Here is a 19,050-nt window from a genome sequence, read left to right on the forward strand (position 1 = left end):
GAAACCTTACAAAAAATACATAACAGACCAATCGCTTTCTCTAAATCAAGTTTAGGCAGTGATTCGTAATTTGTGCCAGGTGTTTACGGGTTATGCATTTTAATTCATCAGGTTGGACTATTTCAATGCCTGATCCATATTCAATCAGCTGCTTGCTCAATATCTCAAAGGAATCTGTCTGGAATTCGATTTCCATTTTACTTCCCAAATCGGTTTCTTCAAGGAAGCCGAGAGAATACCTGTTCTTGATAGAATTGTATGTCTCCCCTTTTTCAGCTCTAAGAATTACATTATATAGTTTTTTATATGAAAGCATTTGTTTTAATATTTGTTCCAAAGAGCCATCATGGCTTTGACAGAGCTCTTCTTCTATGCAAATGCTTTTAATCCGATCCACACGAAAATTCCTATATTCATTTCTTAGCCTGCAAAACCGATTAAGTACCAGTTCTGTTCATAAAACCCCAGTGATATAGGCTCTATCATTCTGCTTTCCGGTTCTTGCCCTCCTGATGCAGGATATTGAATTGATATTACCCTTTTATTGCAGATTGCAGTCTGAATTGCTGCAATAACGTTATCCGCCAATGTATTTTTCTGTCCAGATGTGCTGTACACGTTAATACTGTTCTCCAACTCCTGTGCATAGTTTTTTTCACCATGCTTCAAAATAGATTTGATTTTATACATAGCTGAATCAAAATCCTTTATAAATGATTCATCTCCATGGCAATTTAAAAATTTCCCTGCTGTAATCAATGCACCCACTTCCGCCGCTGTAAACATTACCGGCGGAAGTAGGAAGCCCTCTACAAGAAAATATCCTTTTCCGGCCTCAGATCCAATTGGTATTCCGGCTTCTTCAAGTGTCCGGATATCTCTGTAAACTGTCCTTAAGCTTATATTAAATCGCTGTGCAATTTCTTTGGCAGGAATTATTTTTTTTGATTGCAGCTGAATAAGAATAGAGGTTACTCTGTTAATCCTGTTCAAATTTTATTCCTCCTCTGTGACTTCCATAAAAAGTATATCCTATGCGTTCTTAAGCTAGCTGCTGTTAGTGCTTCTCATTGCACCCTGGTTATAAAAGCCATACTCACAAACCTCTTCACCAAAACTCTTTACATCTCTAATATAGAACTCTATCTAGCGAACTTTTAGAAAAGATATAAAACATCAGAGTATGGACAGTTGCGGATGTACTTCAGAAAAGATTAGATGTCTAAATCTAGGTACTAAAACAATTCATCCAGTAAAATATAATATTTTATTTTCTCCCAATCAGGCTTGATCCCCAGTAAGTCAAAAAATAGCTCGACATACTGTTCTTCCCCGATATCCTCCCTGATCGAGCGGACGCAGAAGGCAATGTCATACCACTTGTCCGCCCTGCCGCTTCTCCCAAGATCAATAAAGCCACTTACTTTGCCATCTTTCACAAAGATGTTGCTGTCTCCCAGGTCGCCGTGGGAAAAGACAAGTTCCTCTTCGGGCTTTTCCGTCTTTAAAAAATCATACAGCTCGCGCGGATCTTTAAATGGAGTGTCTTCTTCCCAGTTTTCGCAATCCACATCGGCCAGATCGTTATTCAGTAAGTAATCCAATTCGGCTAAGCGGCTGTCTAAGCTATTCGTATAGGGACAATCCGATATGTCGATGGAGTGAAAGAGCCTGATGCACTCCGCATACAGCTCGATAATCTTTTCAGGGCTTTGTTCATCTTCATACTCTTCCGAGCAAAGGACGCCATCGGCCTCACTCATGAGCAGATTGCTCCAGCCATCATGCCGTTCAAAGTGCAGGACCTTTGGAACAGGCAGCTTTCCTTCCAGCCATAGCATCATGTCCTTTTCTCGTTCCACATCATAGGTGGTCCCTTTATACCGGCTGTCCGTCATTTTTAAATATAGGTTTTCATTTTCTCCCACCAGCTTATATACCTTAGCAGGAGACATTCCTTCCGTATCTTTTACGCAGCGGTATTTTTCGATCAGTTTTTTCAATTCCGGTGATATTCTCATTTTAGCCATTTATTATTTCCTTCCTCTTTTCTACAGTATTTAAAGATACCCCAAGAAGCTAATTATAACAAGACGAACTCCAATTCACTGTTCCTTGCATTCTAAAACCTTAAATACCAGAAAACAGCTTTTTCAAAGTTGTTTTCAAAGTTGGCGTATAACATAGTATCGACGGAGCCGATTTTGAAACCACAATTATGATAGAATTTACAAGCTATAAGGTTATTGTCCTGGGTTTCAAGCATTAGTCCATGCAAGTTTTTATGCTTTGCCCATTCTATAGATATATTGATAAGCGCGCTGCCTATGCCTTGCCCCCTGAAATCCTTACATACGGCGATATCTTCTATATAAGCGTACCGGTTCCAATTTTTTCGCAGTTTAACTTTTCCGACGCATTTATCGTCTTGGTAGTAAAGATATATTATCTTATCAGTATTGTCAATATATTCAAGGCAATCTGCCTCCTCATCCTCTTCATCCTCTTCGTCTTGGTAGCTTTTTAAATATGGCGCTTCATAGAGTAATTCTGTAAAGGTCCAATTCTCGTTTTCATACCTCGGTATAATCTTACCTATCACCTCAAATGGTTCGCTGGGTTTATCGATATCTTTCAGGTGCCCTGCTTTCATTTCTGTAATCACTGTTCCCGCCTCTCTTCTATATCAGCGGCATATGTGCTATCCAGGCAGCCGGTTTTACCAGTGTATTTTTTATACATGTCCCTGGTATATTTTGTTATATTCCTATCATACTCCGGATAGGCATAATGAAGCCTTTCCGCCACCTCACCGGATACCGCCCTGAACAATTGATGGCATAGAAATAATGCTTCCCATATGTTTTCATAGGAATCCATCCGGTAGGTGGACAAAAGTTTCTCCCACAAATCCTCGGATATATACCTTTCAATAAACTTATAGTTCTTGCCTACACTTAATTTAAAGCCTGTTTCGATGCCGACCTTCCATGATATCATTCTCAGCAGCTCATGGCGAACAATCTGATTAAAATGATCAATAGCAAATAAAATTTCCTTACGGCACAATCCTTTAATAACATAAGGTGTTACATTCCAAAATTCATTGCAGCAATCATCATACTCCCTTGCGCTTGGCTTTCTTACATGATAATCTATATCAGTCGGAACTATGTCCCTTTTAATTCTACAATCTTTATCAATTAGAACCTTTATTAATTTATCGCCCTTTAGGTAATTATCTAACTCTTCCAAGGGCAATAAGGTAAGATCAATTTTATTGTAATCATCAAATAGCATAAGATAGGAAAATCCCTTTTCTTCAGGTGGGAATAATTCCATATCCTCCGGCTTTTGCATCATTATTATATTCCCAAATTGATTAAGCCAGTCATCATTAGATATAAACGGTTCTATATCACTTACAAAATATGTAATATCATAATCCTGAAATTCATCTTTAGGTATATTAATATTTGCGCGTGACCCCTCAAGGGTCACAATTCGAATACGTTCATCCTGTTCTGCTAAAGAAAGTACTAAATCCATCATTTCTTTTTCTGATCTCATTTACATACTCCTCGTTTATTTTTTCTATATTATTACATCTTCTTTTTTGCCGATACAATCAGCATCATTGGGCGTCGCATTTCATCCGCCATCCCCGGAATATCCATCATGTTCTCTGGCGGCTGTGGCTCCACAATCTGATTTATTATAAAACTATTTGAAAGCAGTGTATTTAGATATGTGGTCAGTGTTCTATGATATTTTGTAACCTTTTCTTCCAAAAACATAGCTGTCCGTTTGCCCTCATAATAATAATTGTCCACCGGGAAATGCAGTATTTCTCCTTTTTCGTTATAATACCAGTCTTGTGTTCCATGAGCAGTAAAAACAGGATGTTCAACTGTAAAAACTAAATTGCCACCAGCCTTCAGCATCCTATATATCTTTTTTATTAAATTCTCATAGTCTGCTACATAATGAAACGCAAGCGAACTTAGTATTACATCAAAGCTCTCCTCTGGGAAATCCACATCTTCTATGGCACAGCATTCATATTCAATCTGTGGAAAATGGGTTTTTCCTTTTGCTACTTCGAGCATTTTATGAGAAATATCAACACCTACTACAGAGGAAGCACCGTTTTCCATCGCATATATACAGTGCCATCCATAGCCGCATCCTAAATCAAGCACACGCTTACCCTTAAAATCAGGTAGCATCTTTTTCAAAGTCTCCCATTCTCCCGCACCAGCCAGTCCTTTCTGCGAGCGACTCATTTGACTGTATTTTTGAAAAAATATATTATCATCATATTTGTTTTCTTTCATCTGAACTCTCCTCGTTTAAAAAGTTATTTATCTCCGATACAATTTCATTCACTTCATTATAAAGCTTCTCGGTCATGTCGTAGCATTCAAAAAGTGAGATACCGAGTACTTCAAAAATATGATTTACCTTCTCGGTATATTTTTCAGGTTTATGTTCAAAAGTTTCAAGCAGTTTTATAGCTTTCTTTTCGTTGATACAATAAGCATTATTACATGCAAATAACACTTGATTTAAACATGAAACTATACGAAAAACATGACCCGCAATATAATATTTATCGTCTGTTCCCGAATTTGCTTTTACAAACATTAAAGAGAACCCTGCTTCAAACATAAAAAAGTTTATCAAGTTCTTCTTTAGAGCACCAGGGTAAATTTCTGCCTGATTTTTTAATTCGCATAAGCTTTCATTCTTAGTATATAGTATCTTGCTGATCGCCAATTCTCCACGATACATAGCACTTATATATCCATGGGGATGCCCCGTCTGATAATTAGTAGTAACAATTCCTTGCTCCGTATCTTTGATTATTTGTTCCACCCGTTTTATATCACGTAAAATCAAGTCAACATGATACCCATTTATAACTAACCATCCGCCGCCATTAATCCAATCACCCCACGCTCCGGGAGGTACAACAAGGTTATTTCTATTCTCATCATCCAACTCTGTAGCAATTTGATTAATCGCTGTAATGTCAAATGATTCTGATTTGTAATAGATTCCGATATCTATATCAGAATCCTCTGTATGTGTGCCTCTTGCACGAGAACCCCCTAATACAATGCCTTCTATATAAGGCAAAGAGGATAATTTGTCTGTCACTGATTGAATAATATTATCTATCATACTGAATCTCTCCTTTCAATATCAAAAGCTATATCTCATGTTGAGAAACACTTTTTTTGCCATATGTTCCTTATGCTTTACGTATATTTATATGGAAAGGAAAGGGGGCCTTCGGAATTCATCTTGAAGGCCTTATTTTCCCTGATTAGTGATCTAAACTACTTAGTGCTTAGATAAAATCCATAATCTTTTTCACTGCCCTACTTACCATCTGTCAAATAAGAAAAGTAAAATAATTATCAGACCATGAATATACAACAAAACAATCATAATATTTCTTTTATAACGTAATGATACAGATTAATGTATTAATTTAAAAGAGCAGCCGTTAAATTGAAGTCAATATCTGTTCTATCCACTCCCTAATTGATTATTGCTACTGTTTACTCAATCTGGTTGTTTTTCTGACACTCTCGATCTGTTCTCACAAACAAAGAAACACACATTTCTCCGAGTTGATAAAATAGATGTTTCTTCTTAAAACATTGCTATATCATTATTTTCTTGACATCAAACATACCGTCTCAGCAGGCGATTTCTGCCAATCGAAGCTCCCTATTCGGTCGCTTCTCTTGGGAAATCTTTGCATGAGACCTGCCTCTACTTTTCAGCGTCGCTTCGCTCCTTGACAAGTAGGGCTAGGGCTTCAACATGGTTCGCATTGTTAAGAGGCGTGTCGGGTGCTGTTAGTTATATTGTATATTTACTTTTTATCCTTGTCAATTTCAACCTCAAGTCCAGATTTAAACACTACTTTTAAATTTTCTTCATAAATTACTATCTTATCTATAAGTTTCCTCACCAATTCTTCATCATAACTTTCTATTTCTAATTCTTGATTGTCTAAAAACTCTTCTAATTCCATTAGTCTGCTTTGTTCATTCTTCTCTTCCGCCATATTTAGATATATCTTTTCTTTTTCTTTCCTTAATTCTTCTACCTTATTTGCAAGTCCAGTGTAGTCTTTCTTGGCATTAGCTACTTTTAAAAGCTCTTCTTGAACCGCCAGCATTTCTTTGTCTATTTCTTCTATTCCACTACTTCCATCACCTGTGATGGCTTTTTCAATATTCTCTTTAATTATTTCTTTTAATTCACTGCTTTCAGATATAAGTTGATTGATTGCTTCTACGACTGCCTCTTCTAGATCAGTCTCTTTTATGGTTCTCGCATGACAGGCATCTGGTCCATGGGTTATTCTTGTACAGCATCTCCAAACGGTGTATTTTTTACCTCTATTGTTCCATGCTATTCTCCTGTAAATATCGCCGCATTTTGAGCAGTAGACAATACTTGAAAGGGCATATTTGCTGGAATAAATTCTTCTTTTTCCTTTGCCACTTACCATATTAGCTCGTCTATCCATTTCTTCTTGGACTCGCATGAAGATTTCTCTAGGTATGATGGCTTCGTGACTATTTTCTACATAATATTGAGGCGCAATGCCATCATTCTTTACCCTTTTCTTATTTAGAAAATCCACTGTATAAGTCTTTTGTAAGAGGGCATCCCCCATATATTTCTCATTAGTTAATATTTGATTGAGGTTCGATACATGCCACTTCTTATTTCCTGCTCCATTTACTATCTTGTCTTTCTCTAGCCCTCCCTTAATATCTCGTAGGCTTGCTCCTTCTAAGTATTCTTTGTAGATCCTTTTTATAATTTTTGCTTCTTCAGGAACTATGACGAGTTTTCCGTCTTCGTCTTTTGTGTAGCCTAAAAACCTATTATGATTTACTTGGACTTGGCCTTGTTGAAATCTATATTGAAAGCCTAGCTTCACATTTTGTGACAAGGACTGACTTTCCTGTTGAGCAAGAGATGCCATAATAGTTAGGAGGACTTCTCCCTTTGCATCCATAGTGTTGATGTTTTCTTTTTCAAAGTAGACTGGGATGTTGTTTTCTTTTAATTTACGAATATACTTTAAGCAGTCTAGCGTGTTTCTAGCAAACCTCGATATGGACTTTGTAATGATGTAATCGATGTTCCCTTCCATGGCTTCTTCAATCATTTTATTAAAGCCAGCTCTTTTCTTGGTGTAAGTTCCACTGATTCCTTCATCAGAAAAAACTCCCGCAAATTCCCAATCTGGATTTCTCTTTATATAATTTGTGTAATGGTCTATTTGAGTGTCATAAGAAGTTGCCTGTTCATCGCTATCTGTTGATACCCTTGCATAGGCAGCTACTCTCAGTTTCTTCTTTTCTGATTCCTTGATGGAATTTCCTTTTTTCTTCTTCGCTGGTATTACTATGACCTTGCTATTCATCATCTATCACCTCGATTAAATTGTACTTGTGGCTTGCTCGTTCAAAGGGATCTATGGGCAAAGTCTCTTCCTTTTTATATCTAAACTTGCAGGGAACTTTAATAATCTCTTCTTCTTTTTCCCAAACTCGTCCCATGGCCACTGCCCTTTCCTTTAACATTTGACCTGCCTTTTCAAAGCTTTCTTCATCTATTATCTTGGGATAGATGTCATTGCCTAAATATTTTTTGTTGGTTAAGATTCTTTTTACACTTGAGCTGTTTTTCTTTAGTCCAGCAAGGTCTGCCGACTTTATTAGGGCGTTGCCAGCAAGATAGTTTTTAAAGATTTTTCTTATATTCTCAGCTTCTTTTTCTTCAACTTCTAATCTTCCGTCTCTTATGGTATAGCCATAACATAGTCTAGACATTTTCTTTCACTTCCTCTCTAAGTACAAGTCCACACCTTAAATGAAAATCAAGGGTTTCTCTATTAATTACCTGTATGTGGTCAATGATTTCTACAAACAAGTCATCTTCAAAATGATCAAATATTTTACTTTTATCTAAGATTCCTATTAGTTTTTCAAGTTCTCTTATTTCTTCATCATTTCCAAGGATGGCTTTTTTACATCTTTCCTTTTCTTTGAGTAGATAACTTTCTTCACTTGAAATTTCACTGCTTTCTTTTGCGTAAACACTTGCATCTAAAACTCCTGAAGTTATTAGTTTGTTTAAAACTTCTTTTCTTTCCTTTAGTTTTTCTAGGTTTTCTTCTATTTTTTCTATCTTCGCAACTTCTTCCTTGCTGTCCACTCTCTTTAATGACTCTAAGAGTGGCATTAGGATATTATCTTTTCCAAAGATTAGCTTGTTTACTAAAGTCACAAAAGCTAGTTTTATGTTCTTGTCTTTAATAAACTTCATGGAACATTTATTGCTATCTCTTAAGTGTTCACTACAAGTCCAGGCTATATATTTATCTTTACCATTATAGTGATGTCTTCTTTTAAAGGTTGATCCACACTCGTCACACTTTATTTTTCCCGATAGACTATATCTATTTTGATATTTTTTAGTGTTTTTTCCATTTCCTTTTGCTATAGCCCTTATCTTTATTAGGTCTTGTACTTTTTCAAAATCCTCTCTACTTACTATGGCTTTATGGTTATCTATAATCTTATACTGGTCTTCTTCCCCATTATTTTTATGTCTATTATAATTTTCATCTGTATAAGTTTTTTGGTAGATGACATCGCCTATATATTTTTCATTTTTTAAGATTCCATTTATAGTCGACCCATGCCAGCTTGCACCTTTTTGTCCTTTAATCTTTCTCTTATTTAAATCTTCTGCAATTTTATGCGTTCCCTTACCTGAAAGATACTGTTTAAATATTTCTTTTATAATCTTGCCTTCTTCTTCATTCACTACCATCTTTCCGTCTATATTCTCATAGCCATAGGGTGGGCTTGATATAATGAACGTTCCATTTTGAAATCTTTTCTTTATGGACCACTTGTTATTTTCTGATATAGACCTGGATTCACTTTCTGCCAGGGATGAAAGTATGGATAGCATCAACTCACTTTCCATGGTTCTGGTATCAATATTTTCTTTTTCAAAATAAATACCAATGTTTAAATCAAGAAGTCTTCTTACAATTTCCAAACAGTCTGTTGTGTTTCTTGCAAGTCTTGAGATGGATTTAGTTAGGATAAAGTCTATTTTCCCGTCTTCGCAGTCTTTTAGCATTTTTAGAAGTCCATCCCTACATTCTTTCTTTGTTCCAGTGATGCCTTCTTCAAAGTATAGACCTGCAAAAGTATATGATTCGTTCTCAGATATTATCTTTTCGTAGTGTGCTTTTTGCGTTTTAAGACTTACTAGCTGAGCGTCTTCATCTGTCGATACTCTTGCATAAGCAGCGACTCTTAATATGGATCCTTCTTTTTGATTTGCTTCTATTTTTGTTATCTTTTTCATCCATTCAACCTCCTTTCTGCTAGTGCTATATTCCCGTACAAGTAAGTATTTATCAAGTCTTATATCAATAATTCTGAAAGAATAGGTCTGAATTTTTTAATGTTTTCTCTCCTAATTTTTCTATATTCTTCAAGGCTAATTTCATCTAAAAGAAAGAGATCTTGGATGAACTTATCTGATAGATAGAAATTAAGCTCTGCCTTTAAATCCATATCAGTGTATTCAGTTTTTATAATTTCTGGTCTACCTTCAAACTTTTCTACTCTCATACTCCACCTCCTATATCACAGGCAAAGACATCAGGTCTATATTTAACCCTAATTTTCTTTCCTCTATATTCCTTAGGACAAAGGAAGTGTTTTTGAGTAAAATTTATTGCCATTAATATAAATATCGAAATAGACAGATTAAATAAAAAGAGAACAACGATAATTACTTCATGAATACTAGTATTTTTTAAAGTGATCGTCCCGCTCTTTAAAGCGCGCACCTAACCCTCTCTATTTTGATGCAATTTAATTGATTGGCTTTTTAAATTAGTTTTTTATGTAAATCAACATCTCTATTAAAAAGTGTTAATAGGTCAAAAAAAAAGAGACTAGCCTAATACCAGTCTCATTATCTATCGTTTAATCAATTATTTAATTTCCATGATTCTGCCTTAGCTTTTGCATTGATAAGATCAGAATAAAGTCCATTATTTTCAATCAATTTTTCATGATTTCCACGTTCTACTATTTCTCCATCTTTTAAGACTAAAATCTGGTCAGCATTTCTAATTGTCTTTAGTCTATGGGCAATCATAATTACTGTCTTATTTTTTGTTAATGATTCTATTGCTTCTTTAAGCTTATCTTCATTTTCCGGGTCTATATTTGCAGTTGCTTCATCAAAGATAATTATATCTGCATCTTTTAGCATGGCTCTTGCTATGGAGATTCTTTGTTTTTCTCCGCCTGATAGGCTTGCTCCACCTTCTCCGATGATAGTGTTATATCCATCCGGTAAAGCTTCTATAAATTCATGGCACCTTGCCTTCTTTGCAGCTTCTACAACCTCTTCATGGCTTGCATTTTGTTTTCCAAATTTTATATTGTTTTCAATAGTGTCTTCGAAGAGATATACATCTTGAAATACCATGGAAATAGAATTCATTAAGTTTTCTATCTTATAGTCCTTAATATTCTTTCCACCTATTAAAATTTCGCCAGAATTTACATCCCAAAATCTTGCAATAAGATTACAAAATGTGGTCTTACCAGATCCAGATGGACCAACTATGGCAGTCATGGTATTTTCTTTTATCTCTGCTGATACATTTTTTAAAATTGGTCTATCATCATAGGAAAATGATACATTTTTAAAGACTATGTTGTGATTTTTTATTGGCTCTGTAATACTTCCTTCTTTCATATCTTCCATATCATTTACATAAGAATAAGAATCTATTGCATTCTCAACCATTCTTAGCATTGCAATAGCAGATCCAGATGTAATAAGTCCGTCAAATATTACAAAACTTGCTATAAGTATCATAATAGTATTGACTATTTGACCATTTTCAACAAAATATAATTTTATTGAAATAAACAACATCAAACAAATTGTTATAGCTATTATGATTTTAGCTAATAAACTATATGGCATTATAGTTTTTTCTAAATCAAAAGAATATTCACTAGCACTATCAAAGCTCTTGTCAAGTTTTTTATTATTACTTCCTCGTAGATTATATGATTTTATAATTTGCATTCCTTGCAATGTTGATAAGACTTCTTTGGTAAGTGATACCTGAATCTCATGAATCTTATCTGCATTTTTACTTGACCTTTTTTGCATACGAGCAATGATCATTAAAAATACAATAGAACCAACTATTGCTACAAGACCTACCTTATAAGAAAACAAAAATAAGGATAAGATAAAAACAATAGCATTAAGCATGCCACCGAAAACCATAATACACAAAGTTGGAACCCAAGTCTCTACATTATCTAAGTTAGTAGTTGCAATAGTTGTTAAATTTCCTAAACTTAAACTTGAGAAGAATCCCATGGGAACTTTTTTTATTTTTTCACCTAATTCAATTCTCTTGTGTCCAGCCATAAAATATCCGGCATGTGTTTGTTTGAGCATAGAGGAATTTTTTGAAATAATTACTCCGGCTATACTAATTAATAAAAATAAACTTGATATTCCTATTGTTTTAAAGCTTATATCCTTGTTTACTATCCCAAAAATCGCATAATAAATGGCTGCAAATTGTAGAGCATTAAAAATAGAACCGAAAAAATTAGCAAAGATTGATTTTTTTAGATACACTTGTTCTTCAATAGAAAAATTCCATATTTTTTTAAAAACACTAAGCATTTTCTTCTCCTTTCAAGGCAGTTTCCCAAAGATTGTGATAATCTTTTGATTCCTTCAAAAGATCTTCATGACTTCCTTTACATGCAAGTTCTCCATTTTTAATTACAAATATATTATCTACATCTGTTATTGTCTTTAAACGATGGGCAATTATAATTAGAGTTTTCCCTTTAACAAGCTCTGATATTGCATCTTGAATCAAGGCTTCATTTTCAGGATCGATATAAGAGGTAGCCTCGTCTAAAATAACTATTGGAGCATTCTTTATCATAGCTCTTGCAATTGATATTCTTTGCCTTTCTCCTCCAGACAAATGTTTACCAGCTTCTCCTACCCTTGTATCATATCCATCTGACAAGTTCATTATAAAATCATGGCAGGCTGCTTTCTTACATACTTCAATTATTTCCTCATCACTGGCATTTTTATTTCCTATTCTGATGTTATCTTTAATTGACATATCAAAAAGAAAATTATCTTGTGCTACATAGGAAACAACAGTAGATAACTTTTCAAGGGACATATCTTTGATATTTACATTTCCTATACTTATAGAACCACTATCTACGTCCCAAAATCCTGAAATTAGTTTTGCAATAGTCGACTTTCCCGAACCCGATTCGCCTACTAAAGCATTCACACTTCCTTCTTCTATATTTATATTTATATTGTTTAGGACTTGCTTATCTTTTTCATAAGAAAAATCTACGTTTTTTATCTCTATATTATAATTTTTTATATCCAAATTTTCATTTTTATGAGATAATTCTCTCGCAGAAAGTATATTTTTAATCTCCTCGAAAATAGTTGACATTCTTCCAATATCATCTTCAAAAGTCATTACTCTCATAATATTTTGGATAGTCCCGAAAGAAAGAATTATCAATGTTAAAAATACACCACCATCTAGTGAACCATTCATACAGAAATATAAACCAAATGGTATAATTGTCAAAATACCAACTGGAGCAATAGACATACTTATCGCATAGTCTCTTGTATTTTCTCCCATCCAATCATAATAGTAATTTGCCTTTTTATACACATTGTCCCTGTATTTTCTATAAGATTTTTCGCCTTGATTAAATGTTTTAATAACCTCTATTCCATTTATATATTCAACCACGGAATTATTCATATCTTGACCAATTTTAACTGCTTGTGGAAACTTTACCTTCATTCTTTTCATCGGTCCTGCCATAAAAAATCCACCAATAACTAATGGAATTAAAGATATCAAACTTAGTCTATAATCTAAAATTAACATGTAAACAAATAATATTATAGGTCCTACTAAATTAGCTGTCATCTCAGGTATCATATGAGCCAATGTTGTTTCAGTATTATCAACTTGATTTACAATTATGTCTTTTAGCTTACCAGTAGATTCATTCAATATATCTCCTAATGGCATATTAAATAATTTTTCCATAAGGCTTTTTCTTATATCTCGTATTATTTTATAGGCTGTTTTATGAGAAATCATTGTTGACAAAAACATAAACACTTCTTTGATTATAAGACATGAAAGTATCAAGAAAATTTTATTTATATAGTAATGAAAATCTTGGCTACCATCAATCAATGATATAATCATCTTACTTAGAATAATATATACAAAAAGATTTGAAATTACTCCAAGTATTGCAAACAAGACAGAAATAAAATATGGTGCTTTATTTCTCTTAATGTATTTTTTTAATAGATCCATAAATTTAACTCCTTTCATCATCTTTTTTCATAACATTTGTAAAATAAGTCTCTATCATTTCAGTTAGATATTTCTTATTTTTTACAAAATTCTCACGTGTGTTCAAAATTTCGCAAGCCATCAATCCAGAATTCATAATATTAATCATAAATTCAAATGTATCATCAGAAGGTAACTCGTTAAACAAAGTAGAAAACAATTCTTTAAATGCTTGTATGGACTCTTTTTTTATTTTCACATATAGTTCTTTCAAATCATCATTTTCTTTTAACTCACATAAAAACATAACATAAAGCTTTACATAATCATTATCTGCAAGTATCTTGTCTATAATCATTCTCGAAAACAACTTCGGACTTAGTATTAAACCTTCATCATAAATTGATTTTTGAATAATATCCCTTCTATTTAAATTACCTTCTACCATAATGTCATATAAGATTTCATAGGTAGAGCCATAATGATGATACAAACCACCTCTAGAAAGCCCAGTAGCTTCCATAATGTCATTCATAACTGTATTTCTAAACCCTTTGTCCAAAAAGACTTTCATAGCCGCTTGTCGTATTTCTTTTTTTCTATCTTCTTGAGACATTCTTTGATTAATAAAACCACCTCCTACCGACACTTATGTCGGTTAATTTGATTATACATTATATGATAAAGATTTTCAATGTCAAAACGCAAAAAAGAAAACAATACATAAAATTTATGTAAAAAAGCCTGATAAATTCATCAACTAAGAATCTATCAGGCTTATATCTTAATCTATTAAATTAATTCATTTACTCTTCTCTGAACTTCTTTATAATCATATCCAGCATTAGTTAATCTTCTTTTTCTATCTTCTCCATTCCCCCATTTTCCACTTATAACTTCTTTTGCTAACTCATCGATTGTCTTTCCAACTGGATATACTATCTTGCCATTTGCATCGAATACTTTTAATCTAAACCTATCGGCACATCTTTTGGCATTCTCTAAATTCTTAAATGCACCTTTCTGGCTTTTTACATCAGACCAAGATTTTCTAACTCTATATAGTCCACCTGTTGGTTTGCTAACAGTCTTATTTCCTCTTAGTCTTTTATTTACTTCGTTTGCTATATATGGAAATTTACTGCCAAGATATGGACCTGGACAATTAGTGTTTGAATACCACTCGTGTTTTTGAAGAACGCCATCCTTGCCTCCAGTATAGGTACAAGGATAGATTCCATTTCTCCTACAGATGTCTGCTACTAAATCAATTAGTCTATTTAAAACGTAATCAGAAACCAACCACTGAGGTCCTCTAGTAGAGTTTCCTACTTCAATTGTTACTGCTCTATTGTCACACCAGGAAGATGAGGTTGTCCATGCTCTGTTAGATTCATCAACCCCTAAAACAATTACTCCATCGGATCCTAAATTGTAGTTAGCTGATGCTCGTCTTGCTCTTGGCACAAATACTCCAGCAAGATTCCTACCATTTATAACTCCAGCTGCGTGGTGTATTGCTATTTTAGTAATCTTTTGATTTCTTCTTCCACTATGGTTAGGTGAGAGAATTGTTGCTTGTACTAATGGGCTATTACTCATTTATTTTTCCTCCTTGAATTGTTTTAATATATCTTTTAATTTTTCTGGTACTGGCAAACCTAAAGCTATAGAATTTTCTAAGATAGAAAGCCCTTCATTTGCTATATAAAAAAAGATGATGGCCGTTCTTATCATGGTTCCATCACCTTTAATTAAATTTACATCACATAGGTTTGCTATGCCTACAACTATAAAAATCATAATCTTTTTAGCTATTCCTTTAAATCCTATAGCTGAAGATAGTTTTCTTTCTACTCCCGCTCTTAAAACTCCAGTTATATAATCAGCTATTACAAAAGCAAGTAATGTGTATATAAAAGCATCTATTTCGCCTAAGTAAAATCCTATATATCCACCAATTGCTACAAATATCACCTTGATTGTTTCTAGTAATTTATTCATATTATTCCTCCTCTGTTAAGGTATATGTTATTTTCATTGTTTTATCTGCTGTTTTTAATATTGGACTAGATAAGTTATTAATTGTTCCAAGATAGGGAGTGTGAAGAAATAAAAGTTTATAAAATCTTTCCTCATAACCTCCAAACCCTATTGCAAATGGACCAATTGTCTGTGCCTCCATCATTAAGTTATCTATTCCACTACCATTAAAATCTTTGACATTATTTACTATCACTTGGTCATTTTTATCAATAACAAACTCATAACCTAGTATATAATCTCCCCATTTGTATAAATAGTTGTATTCACCACTATACCTACTTGTATTGACTTTTTTACCTAATTCAATAATAGATATATCCACAGGATTATTAATATTAATTTTATAGATTTTATCTCTATTAAATATATTAATTGAATATAGGTATCCATTTTTTATACAGCTATATTTATATCTATGGCAATAACTTCTATCTTTTTCATAGTAATTTCCTAAGTCATCAAGTCTTATTCCATTTAATGACCATTCATCTGTCTTCGTGGTATAATCACTTTTATTAATCTTTAATCTTATTAGCTTATCTCTATTAGTCCCAAATCCATACCAATACCCATCCTCTCCATCATAAAAGCAACATTCATTCCAAGTGCCTATCTTGCTGAAAAACTCTGATACATCAATAGTAATTCTTTCCTCAGCTTTGTAGCCTTTAGTATAAATAGGATCATTTAATCCTATGCTTGTTAATGGCTCTTTTAGCTTTACCAATTCAATCGATTTATTATTTAGTGGCCATATTGATACTATTGTGTTCGACTTAAAATCTATCTCAACACATCCATTATAACAATCTGAAACCTCACGCTTTTTATATAAAGATGTACTATTTAATAATAAAAAATGGTCTTTTCCATGAGTATCTCCATAAAAGTATTTACCACCTCTGTAGTGTGTAAGTGCTATTGATGATATTCTTACATTAGCTTGAGAGGTTGAAAAGTCCCATACAAATTTATATCCATTTTCAAGTGGAGTTGTTTCTGTTAAATTAGCTGAGCCTCTTCTTGGAGCATCTGTCTGATTTACGTCATTTGACGCATACCCAATTATCTGATTATCAGATGGGGCAAATATCTTTTCTGGATTTTCTTCCAGTTTATCTTCAAAAAGAAGAACTCCACCATAGCATTTATTAGCTATAGGAAATATCTCCTTCCAAAATTCTACTTTCTTACCATCATCTATTGGATACATAAGCCCCATAGGATTTAATCTTAATAAATCTGGCACAGCATTCGTAATTAAGTTTTCATCTTCATATATTTCTTTCTTATTAGTAATCACATCAGTTAGTTCAATGACTGATTTACCCTTGAGCATTTTCTTCCTCCTTATCTTTAAATTCTGTAGTGATTCCTTCCTTGTATTTTCCAAGTATCAATCCTTGATATTTAAATCTTCCTACCTTTTCATTAATTACTAGTGGTCTTGGGACTTGTCTTTCTACTTTGTATTCAGACTTCAACTTTCTAATCAGGAATGAATGACTAAGTTCTATTAACTTCCAAGATTCATCAATCATAATCTTTCCATCCCATGATGCTGTAGAACCAAGCGACTGACCAGATATAGCTGCTAGAGCGTTATCTTTTCCAATCATAGCCTTACCTGATTCAAGCCTAATCAGTACCGAGAAATTGTTCATAGTCTTTTCCTGTAGTTTAGTTAGTGGATAGAAAAGATTTAGAATGTGGTCACCACTTAAGTAGGTTTCTTTTGGAATGTGATGTTCTATTTTCGTATCATTGAAAACATAAGTAATAACTATCCTTGTTGGTATTTCTGTGTTTTCAATAAAGTCTAATTCCTCTACTTCTTCTTTTTCTTCAAACTTTGGAGGAACAGACGATTTTCCTTCTTCATTTAAAATCTCTACTTGTTTCTTAACCTTCCTTGATATCTTTCTAGTTTTTTCTTCAGTATCACAAATTATATTTAACAAGATAGATGCATTAAAAATTGCCTCCGTTTCTTTATTGGAGGCAAATTCTATACGAATTATTGGTGTATCTGTTATGGAAAGATTAAAGGCAGAATAGTTTGAATAGGCATGAACTACTAATTTTTCAGATTCAATTTGATTTAACAGTCCTACTATATTCTTATCATTCTTACTCTTAGCTTTAGATAAATAGGGATTTTTTCCTACACCAAGAATTCTATGCTTGCTATTTATCTTGTATTCTATGTCAGTGATAAGCCCTTCAATCTTCTCTTCTGCATATGAAATAGCTATTCTATCTCCTACATCCATGCTTGGATCTCCTATGGTTACCATATCAAAAGGTGTATGATGAATCTTACAAATTTCTGTTAATAGGCTTTCACACATTCTTTTTCTTTTTTCTGGAAGTCCTAACTGCATCAGTGGGTTTATTCCAAGATTCATAGTTAGTCCATCGTCATTTTCTAAAGAGTAGTATTCAGCTATTTTAGTCTTTGCATTTGTTGAGTTAATAGCTGTATATCTTGTCTTAAAATCTGATATTGATGAAGAAAATCTTTCTCTCGTTTTGACTTCGGTTGATATGTTTTCTGCATACTTTTTTAAAACCAATTTACCATCACGAGAAACTTGTGCAAAAGCCCCAAGGGTCGATGATATATAGTGTATAAAGTCCCTGTATGTTTCTATATCGTGGTCTTGATAAATAGCTAGGACTTCCTCACCATTTTCAAAAGCTTTTACCTCTTCTTCCGTCATTCCTAATTCTACCTTACACTTCTCACATGATAATTTAAGTAATTCAAAAGCCGTACCAAAGGTATCCGTAACTGGGAAGTTCTTATCAAACCTAAGCATATAGTCATAGCCTTTTAGTTCTAAAATTTTCTTAGACCTATTTGCCTCAGTAACATCAAAGATTCCCATCGGTATGGTTTCAATCTTTTTATTTTCTAATTCTTGGTGGTAAAAAAGTTCTAGCTTTGAATCCTCTAAAGAATACCTATCTATATCTGAAAAAAGACTGATTCCAAACTCTCCAGCATAAACTGTACCTATTTCAAGTTCAGAAGATCCAGAGCATGAACGATGAATGTATCCAGACCCTTTAAGAATATCTTTATTGGTAAAGGGAATGATTGTTTCATCTTTTAATATGATATTCCCCGTCCAGTAAAATTTACGAGAATTCTTTTTGATTGCTGTTTTATATTCATTGCTTGTTAGATACATCAATATTCCTCCAATGAAAAAGATACTTCCCACAGTCCTTTATAAGAAGTATCTTTTATTAGTTTAACTTGAAACTTGTCTATATACATTTGTGCCTCTTTTAGTTCCAACGTTTCTGTATCTAAGAATTTAACTTTAAGATTAGACTTGTTAGCAAGACTACTCAATGTCTTTACAAGTTTAGGGCTACAAGAAAAACTTACAGATATACTCGCTACTTTGTTTCTAACAATATCTCTCTGAATAGTCCCTGCCTCTGTCTCTCCTCCAGTATCTGCCTCTATATCTCTAAACTCCAAATCATAAGTATTTGGTAGTGGC

At 33.5% G+C, this 19,050-nt stretch carries 19 protein-coding genes; all 19 read right to left on the reverse strand.

Features of this window, described 5'->3' with window-relative positions; all coding sequences use genetic code 11:
• Window positions 1-40 precede the first annotated feature (40 nt).
• Window positions 41-397: a WYL domain-containing protein gene (locus WKS98_RS07790; protein ID WP_000374054.1), complete on the reverse strand. Its 357-nt coding sequence runs from the start codon at window positions 395-397 to the stop codon at window positions 41-43.
• A 23-nt stretch (window positions 398-420) separates the two neighbouring features.
• The gene (locus WKS98_RS07795; RefSeq protein WP_001079938.1) at window positions 421-993 is read right to left on the reverse strand and encodes a helix-turn-helix transcriptional regulator; all 573 of its coding nucleotides are present in this window, start codon (window positions 991-993) and stop codon (window positions 421-423) included.
• A gap of 242 nt (window positions 994-1,235) precedes the next feature.
• The gene (aph(3')-IIIa, locus tag WKS98_RS07800) at window positions 1,236-2,030 is read right to left on the reverse strand and encodes an aminoglycoside O-phosphotransferase APH(3')-IIIa (RefSeq protein WP_001096887.1); all 795 of its coding nucleotides are present in this window, start codon (window positions 2,028-2,030) and stop codon (window positions 1,236-1,238) included.
• A gap of 92 nt (window positions 2,031-2,122) precedes the next feature.
• Window positions 2,123-2,665 carry a streptothricin N-acetyltransferase Sat4 gene (gene sat4 / locus WKS98_RS07805; protein WP_000627290.1) on the reverse strand — a complete coding sequence of 181 codons (543 nt, stop codon included), beginning with the start codon at window positions 2,663-2,665 and terminating at the stop codon, window positions 2,123-2,125.
• Entirely contained in the window at window positions 2,662-3,570 is a 909-nt protein-coding gene (locus tag WKS98_RS07810) for an aminoglycoside nucleotidyltransferase ANT(6)-Ia (protein WP_001255866.1), read from the reverse strand. The genes sat4 and WKS98_RS07810 overlap by 4 nt, the downstream gene beginning before the upstream one ends.
• Before the next feature lie 32 nt (window positions 3,571-3,602).
• Window positions 3,603-4,286 carry a class I SAM-dependent methyltransferase gene (locus tag WKS98_RS07815; RefSeq protein WP_012775604.1) on the reverse strand — a complete coding sequence of 228 codons (684 nt, stop codon included), beginning with the start codon at window positions 4,284-4,286 and terminating at the stop codon, window positions 3,603-3,605.
• 31 nt (window positions 4,287-4,317) lie between these two features.
• Window positions 4,318-5,187 carry a nucleotidyltransferase domain-containing protein gene (locus WKS98_RS07820; RefSeq protein WP_498918302.1) on the reverse strand — a complete coding sequence of 290 codons (870 nt, stop codon included), beginning with the start codon at window positions 5,185-5,187 and terminating at the stop codon, window positions 4,318-4,320.
• A gap of 703 nt (window positions 5,188-5,890) precedes the next feature.
• Window positions 5,891-7,462, reverse strand: a complete 1,572-nt coding sequence (locus WKS98_RS07825; protein ID WP_498918325.1) for a recombinase family protein — start codon at window positions 7,460-7,462, stop codon at window positions 5,891-5,893.
• Window positions 7,455-7,871 carry a recombinase family protein gene (locus WKS98_RS07830; protein ID WP_498918304.1) on the reverse strand — a complete coding sequence of 139 codons (417 nt, stop codon included), beginning with the start codon at window positions 7,869-7,871 and terminating at the stop codon, window positions 7,455-7,457. Before WKS98_RS07830 ends, WKS98_RS07825 begins: the two co-directional genes overlap by 8 nt.
• Entirely contained in the window at window positions 7,864-9,426 is a 1,563-nt protein-coding gene (locus tag WKS98_RS07835) for a recombinase family protein (RefSeq protein WP_498918305.1), read from the reverse strand. The genes WKS98_RS07830 and WKS98_RS07835 overlap by 8 nt, the downstream gene beginning before the upstream one ends.
• A 59-nt stretch (window positions 9,427-9,485) precedes the next feature.
• Window positions 9,486-9,695, reverse strand: a complete 210-nt coding sequence (locus WKS98_RS07840) for an SHOCT domain-containing protein (protein ID WP_498918307.1) — start codon at window positions 9,693-9,695, stop codon at window positions 9,486-9,488.
• Between the two features lie 364 nt (window positions 9,696-10,059).
• Window positions 10,060-11,796: an ABC transporter ATP-binding protein gene (locus WKS98_RS07845; protein ID WP_498918309.1), complete on the reverse strand. Its 1,737-nt coding sequence runs from the start codon at window positions 11,794-11,796 to the stop codon at window positions 10,060-10,062.
• Window positions 11,789-13,507, reverse strand: coding sequence for an ABC transporter ATP-binding protein (locus tag WKS98_RS07850; RefSeq protein WP_498918311.1), 1,719 nt, complete (start codon window positions 13,505-13,507; stop codon window positions 11,789-11,791). The genes WKS98_RS07845 and WKS98_RS07850 overlap by 8 nt, the downstream gene beginning before the upstream one ends.
• 4 nt (window positions 13,508-13,511) lie before the next feature.
• The gene (locus WKS98_RS07855) at window positions 13,512-14,102 is read right to left on the reverse strand and encodes a TetR/AcrR family transcriptional regulator (protein WP_035109033.1); all 591 of its coding nucleotides are present in this window, start codon (window positions 14,100-14,102) and stop codon (window positions 13,512-13,514) included.
• A 176-nt stretch (window positions 14,103-14,278) separates the two neighbouring features.
• On the reverse strand, window positions 14,279-15,088 hold the full coding sequence (locus WKS98_RS07860; protein WP_498918314.1) for an N-acetylmuramoyl-L-alanine amidase: 810 nt from the start codon (window positions 15,086-15,088) through the stop codon (window positions 14,279-14,281).
• Window positions 15,089-15,490 (reverse strand): phage holin family protein, encoded by a 402-nt coding sequence (locus tag WKS98_RS07865; protein ID WP_498918316.1) that lies wholly within the window; start codon window positions 15,488-15,490, stop codon window positions 15,089-15,091. It abuts the gene before it with no gap.
• Between the two features lies 1 nt (window position 15,491).
• Window positions 15,492-16,871 (reverse strand): hypothetical protein, encoded by a 1,380-nt coding sequence (locus tag WKS98_RS07870; RefSeq protein WP_498918318.1) that lies wholly within the window; start codon window positions 16,869-16,871, stop codon window positions 15,492-15,494.
• Window positions 16,858-18,729, reverse strand: a complete 1,872-nt coding sequence (locus WKS98_RS07875; RefSeq protein WP_498918320.1) for a hypothetical protein — start codon at window positions 18,727-18,729, stop codon at window positions 16,858-16,860. Before WKS98_RS07875 ends, WKS98_RS07870 begins: the two co-directional genes overlap by 14 nt.
• The coding region (locus tag WKS98_RS07880; RefSeq protein ID WP_498918322.1) for a hypothetical protein at window positions 18,729-19,050 on the reverse strand (322 nt) is incomplete at its 5' end. The genes WKS98_RS07880 and WKS98_RS07875, both read right to left, overlap by 1 nt.

The sequence above is a fragment of the Lagierella sp. ICN-221743 genome (assembly GCF_037890055.1).
In the GTDB taxonomy this organism is placed as follows: Bacteria; Bacillota; Clostridia; order Tissierellales; family Peptoniphilaceae; genus Mediannikoviicoccus.

Coding starts and splice junctions, on each gene's coding strand:
- WKS98_RS07855 (WP_035109033.1), bottom strand. CDS start 14,102: ATGTCTCAAGAAGATAGAAAAAAAGAAATACGACAAGCGGCTATGAAA.
- WKS98_RS07865 (WP_498918316.1), bottom strand. CDS start 15,490: ATGAATAAATTACTAGAAACAATCAAGGTGATATTTGTAGCAATTGGT.
- WKS98_RS07870 (WP_498918318.1), bottom strand. CDS start 16,871: ATGCTCAAGGGTAAATCAGTCATTGAACTAACTGATGTGATTACTAAT.
- WKS98_RS07835 (WP_498918305.1), bottom strand. CDS start 9,426: ATGAAAAAGATAACAAAAATAGAAGCAAATCAAAAAGAAGGATCCATA.
- WKS98_RS07830 (WP_498918304.1), bottom strand. CDS start 7,871: ATGTCTAGACTATGTTATGGCTATACCATAAGAGACGGAAGATTAGAA.
- WKS98_RS07815 (WP_012775604.1), bottom strand. CDS start 4,286: ATGAGTCGCTCGCAGAAAGGACTGGCTGGTGCGGGAGAATGGGAGACT.
- WKS98_RS07825 (WP_498918325.1), bottom strand. CDS start 7,462: ATGAATAGCAAGGTCATAGTAATACCAGCGAAGAAGAAAAAAGGAAAT.
- WKS98_RS07840 (WP_498918307.1), bottom strand. CDS start 9,695: ATGAGAGTAGAAAAGTTTGAAGGTAGACCAGAAATTATAAAAACTGAA.
- WKS98_RS07860 (WP_498918314.1), bottom strand. CDS start 15,088: ATGAGTAATAGCCCATTAGTACAAGCAACAATTCTCTCACCTAACCAT.
- WKS98_RS07850 (WP_498918311.1), bottom strand. CDS start 13,507: ATGGATCTATTAAAAAAATACATTAAGAGAAATAAAGCACCATATTTT.
- WKS98_RS07845 (WP_498918309.1), bottom strand. CDS start 11,796: ATGCTTAGTGTTTTTAAAAAAATATGGAATTTTTCTATTGAAGAACAA.
- WKS98_RS07820 (WP_498918302.1), bottom strand. CDS start 5,187: ATGATAGATAATATTATTCAATCAGTGACAGACAAATTATCCTCTTTG.
- WKS98_RS07810 (WP_001255866.1), bottom strand. CDS start 3,570: ATGAGATCAGAAAAAGAAATGATGGATTTAGTACTTTCTTTAGCAGAA.
- WKS98_RS07875 (WP_498918320.1), bottom strand. CDS start 18,729: ATGTATCTAACAAGCAATGAATATAAAACAGCAATCAAAAAGAATTCT.